This is a genomic window from Kitasatospora sp. NPDC015121 (genome assembly GCF_055562955.1).
Genome location: NZ_JBVHEH010000013.1, coordinates 261,293 through 278,166, shown reverse-complemented (window position 1 = coordinate 278,166; position 16,874 = coordinate 261,293). Strand labels below are relative to the sequence as shown.

14 protein-coding genes are annotated in these 16,874 nt (G+C 75.5%); 7 read left to right on the top strand and 7 right to left on the bottom strand.

Annotated elements, in window-relative coordinates; translation table 11 throughout:
* Nucleotides 1-76 precede the first annotated feature (76 nt).
* The 3 genes from ACZ3J7_RS21455 (at nt 77) to ACZ3J7_RS21445 (ending at nt 3,690) form a co-directional block, all read left to right on the top strand.
* Nucleotides 77-1,321: a cytochrome P450 family protein gene (locus tag ACZ3J7_RS21455; RefSeq protein ID WP_465623394.1), complete on the top strand. Its 1,245-nt coding sequence runs from the start codon at nt 77-79 to the stop codon at nt 1,319-1,321.
* A 127-nt stretch (nt 1,322-1,448) separates the two neighbouring features.
* On the top strand, nt 1,449-3,209 hold the full coding sequence (locus tag ACZ3J7_RS21450; protein WP_465623391.1) for an MFS transporter: 1,761 nt from the start codon (nt 1,449-1,451) through the stop codon (nt 3,207-3,209).
* Between the two features lie 34 nt (nt 3,210-3,243).
* Nucleotides 3,244-3,690 (top strand): MarR family winged helix-turn-helix transcriptional regulator, encoded by a 447-nt coding sequence (locus ACZ3J7_RS21445; RefSeq protein WP_465623387.1) that lies wholly within the window; start codon nt 3,244-3,246, stop codon nt 3,688-3,690.
* A gap of 442 nt (nt 3,691-4,132) precedes the next feature.
* Here the strand turns inward: ACZ3J7_RS21445 and ACZ3J7_RS21440 are convergent, their stop codons facing one another.
* The 4 genes from ACZ3J7_RS21440 to ACZ3J7_RS21425 all read right to left on the bottom strand — a co-directional run bounded on the left by ACZ3J7_RS21440 (nt 4,133) and on the right by ACZ3J7_RS21425 (nt 7,024).
* Complete coding sequence (locus ACZ3J7_RS21440) at nt 4,133-4,558, bottom strand: hypothetical protein (RefSeq protein WP_465623383.1); 426 nt, start codon at nt 4,556-4,558, stop codon at nt 4,133-4,135.
* 408 nt (nt 4,559-4,966) lie between these two features.
* Complete coding sequence (locus tag ACZ3J7_RS21435) at nt 4,967-5,098, bottom strand: hypothetical protein (RefSeq protein ID WP_465623380.1); 132 nt, start codon at nt 5,096-5,098, stop codon at nt 4,967-4,969.
* Between the two features lie 389 nt (nt 5,099-5,487).
* Nucleotides 5,488-6,063: a hypothetical protein gene (locus ACZ3J7_RS21430; protein ID WP_465623376.1), complete on the bottom strand. Its 576-nt coding sequence runs from the start codon at nt 6,061-6,063 to the stop codon at nt 5,488-5,490.
* A gap of 160 nt (nt 6,064-6,223) precedes the next feature.
* Nucleotides 6,224-7,024: a TetR/AcrR family transcriptional regulator gene (locus ACZ3J7_RS21425; RefSeq protein WP_465623373.1), complete on the bottom strand. Its 801-nt coding sequence runs from the start codon at nt 7,022-7,024 to the stop codon at nt 6,224-6,226.
* A gap of 179 nt (nt 7,025-7,203) precedes the next feature.
* On the opposite strand from ACZ3J7_RS21425, the gene ACZ3J7_RS21420 reads away from it, so the two are divergent.
* Complete coding sequence (locus ACZ3J7_RS21420) at nt 7,204-8,382, top strand: FAD-dependent oxidoreductase (protein WP_465623370.1); 1,179 nt, start codon at nt 7,204-7,206, stop codon at nt 8,380-8,382.
* Nucleotides 8,383-8,425: 43 nt separating this feature from the next.
* Here the strand turns inward: ACZ3J7_RS21420 and ACZ3J7_RS21415 are convergent, their stop codons facing one another.
* The 3 genes from ACZ3J7_RS21415 to ACZ3J7_RS21405 form a co-directional block, all read right to left on the bottom strand.
* Nucleotides 8,426-9,799 carry a serine hydrolase domain-containing protein gene (locus tag ACZ3J7_RS21415; protein ID WP_465623367.1) on the bottom strand — a complete coding sequence of 458 codons (1,374 nt, stop codon included), beginning with the start codon at nt 9,797-9,799 and terminating at the stop codon, nt 8,426-8,428.
* Nucleotides 9,800-9,917: 118 nt separating this feature from the next.
* Nucleotides 9,918-11,192, bottom strand: a complete 1,275-nt coding sequence (locus ACZ3J7_RS21410; protein WP_465623365.1) for a PucR-like N-terminal domain-containing protein — start codon at nt 11,190-11,192, stop codon at nt 9,918-9,920.
* Between the two features lie 384 nt (nt 11,193-11,576).
* Nucleotides 11,577-12,668 (bottom strand): 1-acyl-sn-glycerol-3-phosphate acyltransferase, encoded by a 1,092-nt coding sequence (locus tag ACZ3J7_RS21405; RefSeq protein WP_465623363.1) that lies wholly within the window; start codon nt 12,666-12,668, stop codon nt 11,577-11,579.
* 210 nt (nt 12,669-12,878) lie between these two features.
* Here ACZ3J7_RS21405 and ACZ3J7_RS21400 point away from each other — a divergent pair, with 210 nt between their 5' ends.
* The 3 genes from ACZ3J7_RS21400 (at nt 12,879) to ACZ3J7_RS21390 (ending at nt 16,794) form a co-directional block, all read left to right on the top strand.
* On the top strand, nt 12,879-13,814 hold the full coding sequence (locus ACZ3J7_RS21400; RefSeq protein WP_465623361.1) for a patatin-like phospholipase family protein: 936 nt from the start codon (nt 12,879-12,881) through the stop codon (nt 13,812-13,814).
* Between the two features lie 453 nt (nt 13,815-14,267).
* A complete protein-coding gene (locus tag ACZ3J7_RS21395) occupies nt 14,268-15,674 on the top strand; it encodes a family 2B encapsulin nanocompartment shell protein (RefSeq protein ID WP_465623359.1) in 1,407 nt (468 codons plus the stop codon).
* 313 nt (nt 15,675-15,987) lie between these two features.
* Nucleotides 15,988-16,794, top strand: a complete 807-nt coding sequence (locus ACZ3J7_RS21390) for a hypothetical protein (RefSeq protein ID WP_465623356.1) — start codon at nt 15,988-15,990, stop codon at nt 16,792-16,794.
* The last annotated feature ends 80 nt before the right edge of the window (nt 16,795-16,874 follow it).

Genomic DNA, 16,874 nt, shown 5'->3' with positions numbered 1-16,874 from the left:
CGAAACGATCAGCCGGGCGGACGGCCGCCGCCCGGTCGGTCGATGCGGACAACCACCAGACCGGAGAGGCCACTTGATGGACACTCAGCGCTGCCCGTACCGGCTCGACCCCGAAGGCGCCGACCTGCACGCCGAGACCGCCGCCCTGCGCGCCGTCGGCCCGGCCGCGCGGATCGAACTGCCCGGCGGCGTCCCCGCCTGGTCCCTCACCGACCCCGCCCTGATCAGGCGGCTGCTCACCGACCCCCGGATCTCCAAGGACGCCTCCCGGCACTGGACCGCCGACCGGGCCGGCGAGATACCCGCCGACTGGCCGCTGCGGATGTGGACCGACGTCCGCAACGCCCTCACCGCCTACGGCGCCGACCACGCCCGGCTGCGCCGCCTGATCGGCCCCGCCTTCACCACCCGCCGGGTCCGCGCCCTCGCCCCCGAGATCGAGCGGATCGCCGCCGGACTGATCGACCGCCTCGCCGCCCACCCGGAGGGCGAGGTGGTCGACCTGCGCGCCGAGTTCACCTGGGTGCTGCCGCTGATGGTGGTCAACACCCTGCTCGGCGTGCCCGAGCGGCTGCACGACGGCTTCCGCTCCACCATCGGCCGCCTGTTCGAGACCGGCACCGGTCCCGAACAGGCGCTCCGCAACGCCGAGGCCGTCTACGTCCAACTCGCCCTGCTGGTCGAGGCCAAGCGCGAGGAGCTGGGCGAGGACGTCACCAGCGCGCTGATCCAGGCCCACGACGAGGAGACCGGCAGCGGCCTGGACGAGCGCGAACTCCTCGACAACCTGCTGCTGCTGATCGGCGCCGGGCACGAGACCACCGTCAACCTGCTCGGCAGTGCCGTCACCCGACTCGCGTCCGACCGGGACCAGTTGGAGCAGGTGAAGGCCGACCCGGCGCGCTGGTCCGACGCCGTCGAGGAGACCCTGCGGCACCAGCCGCCGGTCGCCAACATCCTCGCCCGCTTCCCGGTCGAGGACGTCCACGACGAACCCACCGGTCTCACCTTCGCCCGCGGCGACCTGCTGGTGGTCAACTTCCTCGCCGCCGGCCGCGACACCGCCCTGCACGGCGAGGACGCCGCCGACTACGACCACACCCGGCCCACCCGGCGCGACCACCTCTCCTTCGGCCACGGCGTGCACTACTGCCTGGGCGCCGAACTCGCCCGCCTCGAGTCCCGGATCGCCCTCGCCGCCCTCTTCGACCGCTTCCCCCGGCTCACCCTCGCCGTCCCCGCCGACGAGCTGGAGCCGCTGCCGTCCTTCATCTCCAACGGCCCGCGCGAACTCCCCGTCCTGCTGCACGGCCGCGCCTGAGCGCGGTTCCCCGGATCAGCCCCCGCCCGCCCGCCCCCCGGCGCGGGTGGTCAGGGCGGGGGTCCGCGCAGTAATTTAGTTCACGTCAGCTAACTATCATCACGGTTCCCCCGGGGGGCGGCAGGAGATGGCGGACGTGGACACGAAGAAACGGTGGATCGGCGCGGAACACCCGCGCTACAAGTGGGTGGCGCTCTCCAACACCACCCTCGGCATGCTGATCGCCACGATCAACTCCTCGATCGTGCTGATCTCGCTGCCGGCGATCTTCAACGGCATCCACCTCAACCCGCTGGAGCCCGGCAACGTCAGCTACCTGCTGTGGATGCTGATGGGCTACATGCTGGTCACCGCCGTCCTGGTGGTCACGCTCGGACGGCTCGGCGACATCTGGGGCCGGGTGCGGATCTACAACGCCGGCTTCCTGATCTTCACCGTCACCTCGGTGGTCCTCTCGCTCGACCCGATGGACGGCGGCGGCGGCGCGCTCTGGCTCATCGGCTGGCGGGTCGTCCAGGCGGTCGGCGGCGCGATGCTGATGGCGAACTCCGCGGCCATCATCACCGACGCCTTCCCCGCCAGGCAGCGCGGCATGGCCCTCGGCGTCAACATGGTCGCCGCGATCGCCGGCTCGTTCGTCGGCCTGGTCCTCGGCGGCGTCCTCGCCGAGTGGAACTGGCGGTCGATCTTCTGGGTCAACGTCCCGATCGGCGTCATCGGCACCGTCTGGGCCTACCGCTCGCTGCACGAGACCGGCGTCCGCCGCCCCGGACGGATCGACTGGTGGGGCAACGTCACCTTCGCCGTCGGCCTCACCGCGCTGCTGGCCGGCATCACCTACGGCATCCAGCCGTACGGCGGCCACACCATGGGCTGGACCAGCCCCTGGGTGCTGGCCGGCCTGATCGGCGGCACCGCCGTCCTGGTCGCGTTCTGCGTGATCGAGACCAGGGTCGCCGAACCGATGTTCCCGCTGCGCCTGTTCCGCGACCCGGTGTTCGCCGGGGGCAACCTGGCCACGCTGCTCGGCTCGATCGCCCGCGGCGGCCTGCAGTTCATGCTGATCGTCTGGCTGCAGGGCATCTGGCTGCCGCTGCACGGCTACGACTACGAACAGACCCCGCTCTGGGCGGGCGTCTACCTCGTCCCGCTGACCATCGGCTTCCTCGCCGCCGGCCCGGTCGCCGGCCACCTCTCGGACCGCTTCGGCGCCCGGATGTTCGCGGCCGGCGGCCTGGTCGTGATGGCCGGCTCGTTCGCCGGACTGCTGCTCCTGCCCACCGACTTCGGGTACGCCTGGTTCGCGCTGCTGGTGTTCCTGAACGGCCTCGGCGGCGGGCTGTTCGCCGCGCCCAACACTGCGCTGGTGATGTCCAGCGTCCCGGCGGCCGACCGCGGCGCGGCCTCCGGCATGCGGGCGACCTTCCAGAACGCCGGCATGGTGCTCTCCATCGGCGTGTTCTTCTCGCTGATGGTGGCCGGCCTGGCCGGCTCGCTCCCGCAGACCCTCAGCGACGGCCTCACCGGCCAGGGCGTCCCGGCGGCCGACGCCCACGCGGTCGCCCAACTCCCGCCCGTGGGAACGCTGTTCGCCGCCTTCCTGGGCTACAACCCGATCCACGAACTGCTCGGTCCGCAGGTGCTCTCCGGCCTGCCCGCCGCCAACGCGCAGACCCTCACCGGACGCGAGTTCTTCCCGCACCTGATCTCCGGCCCGTTCCACGACGGCCTGATGGTGGTCTTCACGCTCGCCATCGCGATGTCGCTGGTCGCCGCCGTCGCGTCGCTGCTGCGCGGCCGCGGAACGGGTACGGTCGGTGACGCCCCCGACGCCGGAACGGTCACCGTCCCGGACGGGGGCACCGCGGCCTCCCGGGGCGCGGCATGACGTGAACCAGGCGGCGGAGCGAGGGAGTGCGACGGTGGGACAGCAGCACGAGGGCGGGCTCGACCCGGCGGAGCTGGCACGGCTGCGGCTGGTCATCGCCCGGCTGAACCGGCACCTGATGCGGGCCTCCGACCGGCAGGAGTTCACCTTCGCCCAGCAGTCCGCCCTGGCCCGGATCGAACAGCACGGCCCGCTCCGGCTCGGCGAACTCGCCGCGCTGGAGCGGGTCGCCGCGCCGTCGATGACCCGCACCGTCGCCTCGCTGGTCGACGCCCGGCTGATCAGCCGCGTCCCCGACCCGCACGACGGCCGCTCCGTCCTAGTCGAACTCGCCCCGGAGGGCGTCGAGTTGCTCGCCCACATCCGCCGCCGGCGCTCCGAGCTGCTGGCCCGCCGCACCGCCGAACTCACCGACCCCGAACGCCAGGCGCTGATGGCGGCACTGCCTGTGCTGGAACGCCTGGTGGCCTTCGAGGACTGACCGCGGGACGGGCGGGCCGACCGTCCGGGACGCGACCGCTTGTCCGAGACGGCCGGTGCGACGGTCTGTCGAGCGGCCGCGAGCCGTCGGCCGTCCACCTCCCACAGCCGCCCCCCGCGCTGCGGGCCCGAAGACACCGCACGGACCCCGAGGGCCGGTCGCCCCCGACGGGGCACCCGGCCAAGCGGCCGGCGCGGCACCCGCCGCACACCCGGCCAGCCCATGGGCGCCGAAGGACACCGCGACGGCCCCCGGGCCCGCCCCCGGCTGCGGCCACGGGCCGGTACCCGGCTATGGGACGGACTCCCGGACGCCGGCCGGGCCGCCGCCCAACGGGCTGGGCACCGCGGCTGCCTGAGGGTGCGGCCGGTACCTTCTCCGCCGAGTACTGCGGCCCGAGCGACGCCGAGGGATCCGTCCTCTGGAGCGGCCCGCCCGGATGCTAGACCTCGCGGCGGCGGCGCAGCACCGACCACAGCCACAGCAGCACGGCGGCCAGCCCCGCGCCCGCCAGGGCCGCGCCGCGCTGCCAGGCGCCGTCGCCGCCCGGCGGGTAGACCGCGCCCTGGTAGCCGACGGCGCGGGAGTGCTCGCCGAGGCGGTCGGCGGGCAGATGGCCGTGCACGTTGGCACCGGTCAGCGCGGGCCGGGCCGGATCGTCCGGCGTGAACGCCCCCTCGATCACGCAGCGCCCGCAGTCCACCGCCTCCCGGGTCACCGTGAACACCCCCGGGTCGCCCGCGCCGTGCGCGACCGCCCACCCCGGCAGCGCGTAGCCGATCCCCGACAGCAGCGCCACCAGCCCCACCGCCAGCAGCGCCCACCGGAGTGCCGCCGCCCGCAGGCCCTGCCGCCGCCCGTCGTCCACGCCCCGCCACCTCCCGGTCCGGCCACCAGCGGCTCATCCTGCCATGCGGCCGGGGGCGGCGGCCGCCGACGCAGCGGCTCAGGGCGTCAGGGTGTCATGGCGGCGAGTCCGGCTGCCGCCAGGGTCCCGGCCAGATGGCCGGGGGAGGAGGTGCCCGGGATCGGGCAGACGTTGAGGGGCTATCACCAGCAGCCAGCCGGGCAGGACCTGCGGCACGCCTGCACCGCCGTCCGCCGCGATCCGCCGAAGCACCGTCCCCGTCGGCCAGGGCGATGCCGAGCGCCCGGCACCGTTCCAGGAGCGCGAGGTCGTCCCGGGCGGCCAGGTTGAAGTGGTTCTGCACCGGAGCCACGGCCCGGGCCTGCGCCAACTGCCCGGCGGTCACGTCGCTCACCCCCAATTGCGCGATCAGGCCGACGGCTCGGCGGGATCCGGCCGCATCCCGCCGAGCCGCAGGGAGACCAGGTCCAGCCGCTCGACGCCGAGCTCCCGCAGGTTCCGCTCCACCTCCGCCCACAGCTCCCCGGCGGTGGCGGACACCCCGGACCGCCCGTCCGGCGTGCGCCCCGATCCGGCCACCTGCGCGGGCGTCGCCGAAGCGGCAGGGGCGCCGGGTGCGGCCAGCCGAGCGGTCTGCGGGTGCACAGGCTCCACGCCCCAAGAGCGGTCGCGGACGAGGAGTTCGCCGCCCACGCGTCCCGGGTTGTCGACGCCAGGATCGCGGCCCTCGACGCCCGGTCCCGCATGGTGCTCCGGGCGCTCGGCCGGGGCCGCGCCGACGAGAACGCCGCCCGCGAGCCCGGCATGCCGCTGCGCACCTACCGGCGCCGGGTCGCCGAGCTGATGGCCGCGCTGGAGGCGGACAGCCGCTTCCAGGTCGATCTGCGGGGCTGCTCCGACCGGTCGGCGCGTGCCGGGCCCGACCCCGGTCAGCCGACGGGCTGCGGCCGGTCTGCTCGGTTCGCCCGGGCGGACCGGCGGTGGCGCAGGCGGCGGGCCGCCAGGCCGGACCAGAGCAGCAGCAGGGCGCCGCCGAGGCCGGTGGCCACCGCGCCGTCCACCCACACCCTGTCGTCCGGCGAGTAGACCGTGCCGTCGTAGTAGAGCGCCCGGGCGCGGTCGCCGATGTGGGAGACCGGGATGCCTCCCCACGACGTCACCCCGTTGATCGTCTCCGGCGGGGGCACCGTCCAGCCGGGGCCGGGCAGGGCCGGGGCGTCGGGGGTGAAGTCGCCCTCCGGCTCCGGGCAGCGGCCGCAGGGGTGCTCGTCGGTGACGACGAACTCACCCGCCACGCCCGCCCCGTGGGCGAGGGCCAGCCCGTCCCGCAGGATGCTGACGCCCACGCCCAGGGCGAGCAGGGAGAGGAACAGGAAGACCGCCCAGAGCGCGAAGCTCCGCACCTGGGAGACGGGTTCCGGGGGAACGGGCCGCCTCGGTCCGGGCAGCGCCCGCCGCTCCCGGGCCGCCACCAGTCGTGCGCGCTTCGGCCTCGCCCTGCCCATGGGTTCCGTCCCTGCGTGGTTCCGTTCCGGTACGACCGGGTGCGGTGGCCCATCATGGCACCCGGCGGGGCCGCGCACGAGGGGGTGGGTGGCGTACGGAAGGGCCGGTGACCTCGGCGGAGGCCGGTGCCGGACAGGTGTCGGGCAGGTGCCGGGCCGGTCAGGGCGACTGGGCGGCGATCCCGTCCAGCACCAGCTCCAGGCCCGCCGCGAACTGCTCGCCCGGCGACAGGTGTTCGGCCTCCGCCATCACCCGCGCCACGGTCGGATGCCGCCCCGCAGCCAGGGTCCGCATCAGGTACGGTCCCATCGCGACCTGCCAGTCGTGGTCCGAACGGCCCTCCGCCCGCTCGGCCTGGCGCTGCCCGACCTCCACCCGCAGCGTCCCGGTCAGGTAGGCGCGGAACACGCCCGCCGCCCGCTGCACCCCGGTCGGGTCGTCGGCGAAGCCGGGCACGCCCCGGACGGCGGCCAGCACCGCCTCCATCGCGGCCAGCGCGTTCGGCCCCAAGTGCGGTCGCCCGCCCAGTAGTTCGGTGAACCACTCGTGGCGCAGCGCGGCCAGCCTGGTCCGCTCCGCGATCGCCCGCAGCTCCTCCCGCCACCCCGGCTCAACGGCCCGCCCGGCCGCGCGGGAGACCCGGACGCCCCGGCCGGCCGGGGCGTCCGGGCCGGGCGGGCCGCTCGGGGCGATCTCCCCGTACACCGCGTCCACCATCAGCTCCAGCAGCTCGGCCTTGGTCTCCACGTACCCGTACAGCCGCATCGGCCCGACCTCCAGCGCCGCCGCGACCCGCCGGAACGACACCCCCTCCAACCCGTCCGCGTCCGCCAGTTCGAGCGCCGCCGCCACGATCAGCGCCCGGCTCAACGGCCCGGGCGAGCGCCGGGCCGGCGGCTCCGGACGCTCCCAGACCGGCCCGGAGGGAGCGGCGGAGGGGGAATCGTGACGGGGCGACATGGGCGGTCTCCGTTCGGCGGTTCCGGCGGTGCTGGGCGGTGCCGGGCGGTGCTGGTGGTGCGGGATCACGATACGGCCGCTGCTGGAGATACGCCGTATCGAACGATACGGTGTATCGGAGGGCGGACGGACACCCGGGCGGCAAGCGGCCGACCGACCGCCGGGGGAGGGGCCAGCAGATGGCACACACCACGGACGTGGCGATCGTCGGCGGCGGACCGGGCGGACTGACCCTGGCCCGGCTGCTCACCATGCACGGCGACCCCGCCCTCCGCGTCACGGTCTACGAACGCGACACCGGACGGGCCACCCGCCCCCAGGGCGGCACGCTCGACCTGCACGCGGACACCGGACAGCGGGCGCTGCGCGCGGCCGGACTGACGGAGGCGTTCCGCCGGCACGCCCGCCCCGAAGGGGAGGACATGCTGCTGCTCGACCACACCGGCACCGTGCTGCACCGCGACGACACCCCTGCGGACTCGCCCGCGCTGCGCCCCGAGATCGACCGCGCCGACCTGCGCGACCTGCTGCTCGACTCCCTCCCGCCCGGCACGGTCGCCTGGGACCGCACCCTGCGCACCGCCGCCCCGGCGGCCGGAGGCGGAGGCTGGCGGCTGGAGTTCACCGACGGCGGCCGGGCCGACTGCGAGGTCCTGATCGGCGCGGACGGCGCCCGCTCCCGCCTCCGCCCGCTGCTCACCCCGGCCGTCCCGGAGCACCTCGGCCGGAACACCGTCGAGGGCGTCATCCCCGACATCGACCGCACCCGCCCCGACCTGGCCGCCGTCGTCGGCCGGGGCACCTACTGGGTGATCGGCGAGGGCCGCTCGCTCGCCGCCCAGCGCTGCAGCGACGGCTCCGTCCGGGTCGGCCTGAGCTTCCACGGCCGCGCCGACGGTGCCGCCGACTGGCTCACCACCTGCGGCATCCCGTTCGCGGACCCCGACGCGGCCCGGGCCGCGCTGCTCCCGCTGTTCGCCGACTGGACGCCCGAGTGCCGGGCCCTGATCGCCGCCTGCACCGGCCCGGTCGTCCCGCGCCCGCTGACCGGACTCCCGGTCGGCCTTCGCTGGCCGCACCGTCCCGGCCTCACCCTGCTCGGCGACGCCGCCCACCTGATGCCCCCGGTCGGCCACGGCGCCAACGCCGCGATGCGCGACGCCCTCGAACTCGCCACCGCCCTCGCCGCCACCCCCGCCGACCCGGACGCCGCCCTGCGGGCCTACGAGGAGGAGATGTTCGCCCGGACGGCCGAGGTCGCGGCCGACTCGGCGCGGATCCTGGCGATGATCACGGCCCCGGCGGGCGCCCGCGGCGTCGCCGCGTTCTTCCGCGGCGAGGGGACCGGCCAGCCCTGACCGCCGCGCGGGGGCGGGCCGGCCCCGACCGGGGCGCGGGGCGTCAGACCGCGGAGCGGCGCAGCTCGCAGGGGTGGGGGAGGTACGGGCCGAGCAGGCCCTCGCGGTCGCCGTTCTTGAAGGCGATCGCCCGGCCGGTCAGGTCGCCGTCGCGCAGGCGCAGTTCGAGGCCGAAGCTGGGGCTGTTGAGCAGCGCGTCGGGGCTGGGGAACTGGAGCGGCGCGCCGAGGCGGAGGTCCCAGCGGGCGGAGGCCGCGGCGGAGACGGCCACCGGCGGATGGTCGGCGAGCCGGACCTCCACCCGGCGGTCCGGCAGCACGGTGACAGCCAGCGGGACGGCGTCGCCGTCGGGGGTCGGGACCCGTCCCGACCAGCTGCCCGGGGCCAGGGCGAAGGGGAGGTCGGGTTCGGCGCTCGGGGCGAGGTGACGGGGATCGCACTCGGGGGCCAGCGCGTCCGTCAGGTACCGGAACACCGCGTTGCGGGCGGTCTTGTCGGTCGAGTTGGCGAGGACGGCCAGCGATATCCCCCGCGCGGGCACGTCCAGCATCATCGCGGCGCCGCCGCCCATGCCGCCGCCGTGGCTGCTGAGCACCGCCCCGTCCGCCGTCCGCTGGACGACCCGCCCCAGCCCGTAGCCGAGGCCCCCGGCGTCCGGGCCGTCGGCGTCGAAGATGGCGGGCGCGTCGTGGACGGCCGCGGCGGTCTCCGGCTCCAGCAGCCCGAGCGAGCGGCGGGCGAACAGCGCGACGTCCCCCGCGGTCGCCCAGCCCGCGCCCGCCGCCGGGTGCCCGTCGCGGGTCGGCGGGTACGCCCGGCCGTCCGGCGTGTAGCGGGTCGCGGCCGGCCCGGGACCGGGGTGGACGTGCGCGTAGGCGAAGCCCGTCAGCCCCAGCGGCTCGGCGATCCACTCCCGCAGCAGCTCGCCCGGCTCCCGCCCGGTGACGCTCTCCAGCAACCGGCCGAGCTCCTGGTAGCCGTGGTTGGAATAGTCGAACTCGCCGCCCGGCTCGTGCAGTTGACGGCGGTAGCGGTCGATGTCGATCTGCCGGTACGCGGACTCGTAGCCGAAGTCGTAGTAGTTGGGGAACCCGCCCCGGTGGCGCAGCAGTTGACGCGGCGTCGGCGCCGTCCGGCCGAACCCGTCGGCCAGTGGCGCGTCCAGGTCGAGCAGGCCCCGGTCCGCCGCCAGGCAGACCGCCAGCGCGGTGAACGCCTTGGTGACCGAGGCCAGCCCGTACGCCGTCCCGGGCGTCGCCGCCCGCCCCGCCGCGACGTCCGCGAGCCCGTACGCCCGGGCCAGCACCAGCTCCTCGCCCGCCGCGACGGCCACGCTCACCGACGGGCAGCCGGTCTCGGCCAGTGCCCGCTCACACGCTTCGTCCAGTCCGCCCAGCCTGTCGACCACGTCCGGCATGCTTGTCATCCCTTCGTCGCGCCATCGGTGCCCCGAGCCTAACCGTCCGCCGACGAACAGCTGACGGCGGATCACCCCTGCCGGCAGGACGCCCGGCCCGCCCCCACCGCCCGTTCCGTCAGGCGGAGGAGGCCACCCGTCCGGTCGGGGCGGGTGGCCGGGCCCCGGCGGAGGTCGCGCGCAGGGCGATCTCGAGTTCGAGGCGGGTGTCCGGAGAGGTGAGCGCCGGGCCGAACAACTGGTGGACGCGGTGCAGGCGTTGACGGGCCGTCTGCGGGTGGATGCCGAGCCGGGCGGCGACCTCGGGCGCGGTGCCCCGGCCGGTCTGCAGCCAGGCGAGCAGGGTCGCGGCGAGACGGTCGCGCTGCTTCGGGGTGAGCGGGGCGAGCGGGGCGAGCCGGCGTTCGGCGATCAGCCGGACCAGCGCCGGGTCGGTGAGCAGCAGCAGGTCCGCGTAGCGCTCGCGGCAGTCGACCGGGCGCGGCGGCGGCTCCGGCAGCGAGGCCCGCACCAGCCGGGCCCAGCGCAGCGACTGCGCGGCCAGCGCGGTCGGCACCACCGGTCCGATCACCGCACCGCGCCCCTGCAGCGCGGCCCCGACCCGGGGATCGCCGAGCAGGCCGGCCGGTTCGGGCAGCAGCAGGTGCGGCTGCGGGACGTCCAGGCTGGCCAGCACCGCGTCGGGCAGTCGGACGGACCACGGCCCGGGCGGCGGCAGGGGCGAGGGCGTGGGCGTGGGCGGCAGCGCGGACGCCAGGGGCGGGACGGGCGACGGCGGGCGGGCCGCCGGGCGCGGGTCGAGCGAGACGGCGGCGACCTGCCCGGGCAGCGGCCACTCCGCGAGGCGGGCGGCGGCGGCGAGTTCGGCCGGGTCGGCGCCCGCCAGCAGCAGCTCGTGCAGCCGGTGCCGGGCCCGGCCGAGCGCGCCCGCCCGGTCGGTGCGGGCGTCCACGTAGCCTTGCACGCTGGCCGCGGCGACCTCGTCGATGTGCGCGAACACCGCCTCGGCCAGTGTCACCAGCTGTTCCGCGGCCAGCCCGCGCCGCCGCCCCACCCGGGCGTACCGGCGCCAGGCCAGCCGGGCGCCGAGCCGGAACGCGGCCTGCAGGGCGTCCAGGCTGCGCCCCTCGGCGAGTTCGCCGCGGCCGAGCGAGCGGTACACCCGCAGCTGGCGCGGCCCCGGCGCGGGCAGCCCCGCGACCCGGTCGGTGAACTCGGCGAGCGCGGTCTCCACACCCTGCTGGATTCCGGCGCCGAATTGCCCGGAGAGCGGCCGGGAGAATTCCGGGACGGCGGATCTGATCTCCCGGATGATCTCGGCCGCGAGGGATTGCTGCTCGGCTCTGAGTTCGCTGGATAAATCGCGGGGAAGCCCGTCCCACGGTCCGCCCAATTCCGCTCCTCGGGGTAGCGATAATCCGTTCGGCCGACGCCCGGGGCGGGGGTCGGCACGCGCCGGGGCGCGCCGGGACAAGGGGGAGTATGCGTCCGGGTTACCCGCCGGTCAATAGGTTCGGCACAAGCTTGCGGCCCCGCACGGTACCCGCCGGGAGCGGAAACGCTGACGCGGATGACAGTTCCGCCGGAGGGGGGAGGGAATTCCTGGCACCTTCGGATGGGCTTTCCGGCGCCGCGGAGGACGGACCGGTCGGGCACGCGCGGGGAGCACCGGCGTCCGCCGTGCCGGAACGGCTTCGCGGCCCTTTTCCGGCGGCCTCCGAAACCGCCTTCGGGCGGGATCGGGGAAGGATCGGGTAAGGATCGGGGAGGGGCGGGGTCAGGCGGGGTCGAGGTCCTCGGTGCGGCGAGGGGCGGCAGGGGTGGCGGGTGCGGCGGTGGTGCCGGTGTCGGTGGTGTCGGCGATCCAGGTGTCGAGCTGCTGCCAGCGGTCGTACAGCCAGGTGGCGAACTGCCGCTGGTCGGTGGGGACCTGGGAGACCGGGAAGCTCCACCAGCGGAGCCGGACCCGGTCGTCGGGGCCGGGGGTGTAGCCGGGGCCGAGCATCCAGGGGAGCAGGCGCTCGGGGCCGGTGTGGCCGCAGACCAGCACCAGGGCGGACGGATCGACGGAGCTCAGGACGGCCAGCGCGCCGGGCAGGTGCGGGGGGAGCAGGTTCGGCATGGCCTCGGCGCGGTCGGCCAGCGCGTCCTGGCCCCGGGCGCGCAGCCGGTCGATCGAGGCGGAGCGGCGAGCGGCGCTGTAGTTGGTGCCCTCGGGGTACACCCAGAGCGCCTCGTCCGGTCCCAGGGTCCGCGCCTGGGAGGCGAGTTCGGCCAGTGCGGCGGCCCGCCCGGCGCGGTCCCAGCGGAACAGGGTGAGCGGCTGGCCGCGCAGCAGCGCCCGCAGGCCGGGCTCCAGGGCGACGCAGCGCTTGGCGATGCCGCGCGGGCGGCGGCCGAGCACGGCGGTGACGGCGATGACGGCCAGCTGGGTGTTGAGGATGCCCGCGTGCCGGGCCAGCACCACCACCGGGCGGCCGGGGGCGGGCGGCGGCTCGGGCGGGTCGACCTGGAAGCGCAGGCCGCCCCAGCGCTCGGCGAGCAGCCGGAACCGGCGGCCGGCCCGGACGGTGAGCAGCCGCCAGGCGTCCGGCCCGGCCCGGCGGGCCCGCAGCCGCAGCGAGCCGGCCAGCGCGGTCAGCGAGAACCCGGCCAGGTAGGCGGCCCACACCAGCGGGAGGCGGGCCGCGGCGGTGGCGCGGGCGGGCAGCAGCGGCCGCAGCAGGCCGAGCAGGAGCAGCGGGGGCGAGAGGAGCAGCAGCAGCCCCGTCAGGGCGCCGAGGGCGAGGGCGTCCCCGGCCGCGGCGAGCGCGCCGCCGCGCGGCCGGGCAGCCCGGGAGGGTTCCGGGGAGGGCGGAATCCGGTGCATGGCTCCAGACCTCTCACGCCGCCGGTTCCCGGGCCAGTCGAAGATCCACTCCGCTGACCCGATCGGGGCGCGGGTGCTGCGGACGGGCGAAGCCGCAGGTGGGAGCGGTTGCGGCGGCCGGAAACCCGAACGGACCATGGGGCGTGCGGGCCCGACGGGCCCGGGTGGGGACGAGCCCGGAGAGGTCTTCCGGAGACAGGTGGCGAATCGATGGACGGTCTGCTGGACGACGGCGGTCTGCCGGACGTTGGCGGCTTGAAGGGCGACGGAGGGTCGCCGGACGGCCGGGGCAAGGTCGCGTTCGTGCTCGGCGGCGGCGGTGAGCGGGGCGGCAACCAGGTCGGCATGATCCGGGCGCTGCTGGAGGCCGGGATCACCCCCGACATCGTGGTCGGGACCTCGATCGGCTCGGTGCAGGGCGCCATCCTGGCGAAGAACCCCACGATCTCGGTGGTCGCCGAACTCACCGAGCTGTGGATGGAGTTCGTCAGCATGAAGGTGATGAAGCCGTCGCTGCGGGCGTTCGCCTCCAACGTCCGGCACGTCCGGGCCGGGCTGACCTCGGTGGACGCCGCGCACCGGATGCTGCTCAACCACTTCGCGCCGCACACCCGGATCGAGGACCTCAAGCTCCCGTTCGTCTGCCCGGCGTCCTCGATCGAGCGGGCCGAGGCGCACTACTTCGACCACGGACCGCTGATCCCGGCGCTGCTGGCGTCCTGCTGCGTGCCGGGGCTGTTCCCGCCGGTGGAGATCGACGGGGAGCACTACCTGGACGGCGGGCTGATCGACTCGCTGCCGGTCGGCGTCGCCGCCTCGCTGGGGGCGACCACCGTGTACGCGCTGCGGATCCGGCAGACCGGGGAGGGGCTCGGGCTGCCCCGGATGCCCTGGCAGCTCGCGCACGTCGCCTTCGAGGTGGGCCGGCGGGCGGCGGTGGAGGCCGAGATCGCCCGGCACCGGCCGGGCGTCACCGTGCACGTGCTGCCCAGCGGCGAGGACGAGCTGGTGAAGGCCGGACGCGGGCCGCTGGCTTCCGGTCGTGCCGAGCTGGAGACCGTCCGGCGGCGGATCGCGCTCGGCCACGCCGCCGCCTCCGCGTTCCTGGAGACCCTGCAGCGCACCCGGCAGGGCGTGCCGGGCTGACCGCCCCGGGCGCGCCGGGCCCGCCGCGCCGCCCCCGCGCGCGCCGGGCGGCCGGTGCGGCGGCCCCCGCCGACACACGCCCCCCTCGCGCTTCCGAACGCCCCCGCCCGCCGGGGGCGTTCGCACGACCGGCCCGCACGGCGGCAGCGGCCCGGGCCACCATTGCTCCGAGGGGCGGCGGCCGCGCATCACCAGCTACCGACCTCGCCAATCCTCCACGGGCCAAGGTTCACCTAATCGGGTGCACGGGGGGCTGCGCGGGCGATCTCGGGGCCGGAACGATCTAGTGTTCCGGGGGCGACGGCGGAGCACGGCGACAACGCCCCTCCGGACTCCCGTCGAAACGTCGACTTCTCTTCACCCCCTCACCCAACCAAGGCACCAGAGCCCCAACACGCTCACGGATCTGACGGTTCGTCAGATTCCGTGCGAGACGAAGGAGAGCCCGGCCCGATGTCCGTGGACAGCAGCCCGGAGACTCAGCAGGCGCAGCGCCAGCAGACCAGCCTCACCACCGCCGCGGCCCGCAACCTGGCGACCACGACCAAGTCCGCGCCCCAGATGCAGGAGATCACCTCCCGGTGGCTGCTGCGGATGCTGCCCTGGACGCAGACTTCCGGTGGCACCTACCGGGTCAACCGCCGACTGACCTACACGGTCGGCGACGGCCGGATCGAGTTCATCCAGACCGGCGGCGACGTCCGGGTGATCCCGCAGGAGCTCGGCGAGCTCGCCCTGCTGCGCGGCTACGAGGACGAAGAGGTGCTGACCGCCCTCGCCGCCCGCTGCCAGCAGCACGACTTCCGGGCCGGCGAGGTCCTGGTCGAGCGCGGCACCCCGTCCGACAAGATCCACCTGATCGCGCACGGCAAGATCAACCAGGTCTCCACCGGCAAGTACGGCGACGACGCGGTGATCGGCGTCCTCGGCGACGGCGACCGCTTCGGCGAGAACGCCCTGCTCGACGCCGACGCCACCTGGGACTACACCGCCACCGCCAAGACCGCCGGCACCCTGCTGACCCTCACCCGGGCCGACTTCGAGGCCGTGCTCGTCCAGGCCGAGAGCCTGCAGGCGCACATCCGCGACTTCGCCAGCCTGCCGCTGCAGCGGCAGAACGAGCTCGGCGAGGCCGAGATCGCCATGTCGGCCGGCCACGAGGGCGAGCACCTGCTGCCCACCGCGTTCGTCGACTACGAGCTCAAGCCGCGCGAGTACGAGCTCTCCATCGCGCAGACCGTGCTCCGGGTCCACTCCCGGGTCGCGGACCTCTACAACCAGCCGATGAACCAGATCGAGCAGCAGCTCAAGCTCACCGTGGAGGCGCTGCGCGAGCGCCAGGAGTACGAGCTGATCAACAACCGCGAGTTCGGCCTGCTCGCCAACTGCGCCTTCAACCAGCGCATCCAGACCCACTCCGGCCCGGCCACCCCCGACGACCTGGACGAGCTGCTCAGCCGCCGCCGCGACTCCGAGTTCTTCCTCGCCCACCCGAAGGCGATCGCCGCCCTCGGCCGCGAGTTCAACGCCCGGGGCCTGTACCCCGACACCGTCGACCTCCAGGGCCACAAGGTCCCGGCCTGGCGCGGCGTGCCGATCCTGCCCTGCAGCAAGATCCCGATCACCCCGGAGAACACCAGCTCCATCCTGGTGCTGCGCACCGGCGAGGACAACCAGGGCGTCATCGGCCTGCACCAGACCGGCATCCCGGACGAGTACCAGCCCAGCCTGTCGGTCCGCTTCATGGGCATCGACGAGAAGGCCGTGATCAACTACCTGGTCACCGCGTACTACTCGGCCGCGATCCTGGTGCCCGACGCGCTCGGCGTGCTGGAGAACGTGGAGATCGCGCACCGCTGACCGGCGGGGCGCGGCAACGGCCGCCGCCGGCCGTAACCAAACGGCGGCACACCACGTTGAGGGTACGTCGGATTGATCATGCCGATCCGTTTCTGCAGCTCGCCCGTCGAGCCGCGGGCGGAACGGGACCGGTCCTCCGACGTGCCCTCGACTGCGCTCCGGCCACCTCGGCCGTACCCGAAGCGGGCGCAGCGCAGCACCGAATCACCCACCACCACCGGAAGGTTGGACCAACGCCGTGCAGCGCAACGACCGGCCGCAGGCGGACGGTGGAACGGAGCCGACCGCCTTAACCGCCCCCGAACCCGAACCCGTGCCCGAGCCCGCCCGCACCGGGCAGCTGCGGCGCGGCGCCCGCACCGCGACCGCCCTGGCGGGCGTCGCCGTGGTCTGCGCGGTGCTCACCGGCGCCACCCAGGCCGCGTCGTCCGCCGCGCACGACCGCGACGGCCACCGGCTCGACATCTGCGTCAAGGTGCACACCTCGGTGGACGCCGCCGGAGTCCACGTCGAGGTGAACGCCGGCGGCGGGGCCGACGTCCCGCTCCGCCCGCAGGACGTCGGGGGCGGCAAGGGGCACGACAGCCACGGGAACGGCCACGGACACGGGCACGACCACCACTGCCACCCCACGCCGACGCCCACCCCCACGCCGAAACCGAGCCCGAGCCCGACCCCGAAACCGAGCCCGACCCCGAGTCCGAGGCCCACCCCGAAACCGACCCCCACGCCGACCCCCACCCCGAAACCGGCACCGACCCCGACACCCACCCCCGCCCCGCAGTCCGTGCCGCCGGCGCCGGTCAAGCCCGCGCCCACCCCGGCGCGGCCCACCGCCAGCGCGCTGCCGCCGACGCCGACACCCAGCCCCGCGCCACCGACGCCGACACCCAGCCCCGCGCCACCGACGCCGAGCCCCAGCTCGAGCCCCGTACCCAGCCGGCCCGCACCCCCGGCGGTCGTCCACCTGCCGCCCCCGCCGCGCGCCGAGGCGGCCAAGCACCGCGGCAGCACGACCACCACCAGGATGCTGGTGGTCACCGTCCCCGCCGTGCTCGCGGCCGCCGCGCTGCGCCCGCGCGGGAAGTCCGGCGGCGCCGGACGCCGCAGCCGTTCCTGACCCGCCGCCGGGCGGACGCGGCGCCCACCGCCGCGTAGCCCGTTCCCGTTCCCGTTCCCGTCCCACGCTGGACGGTTCAA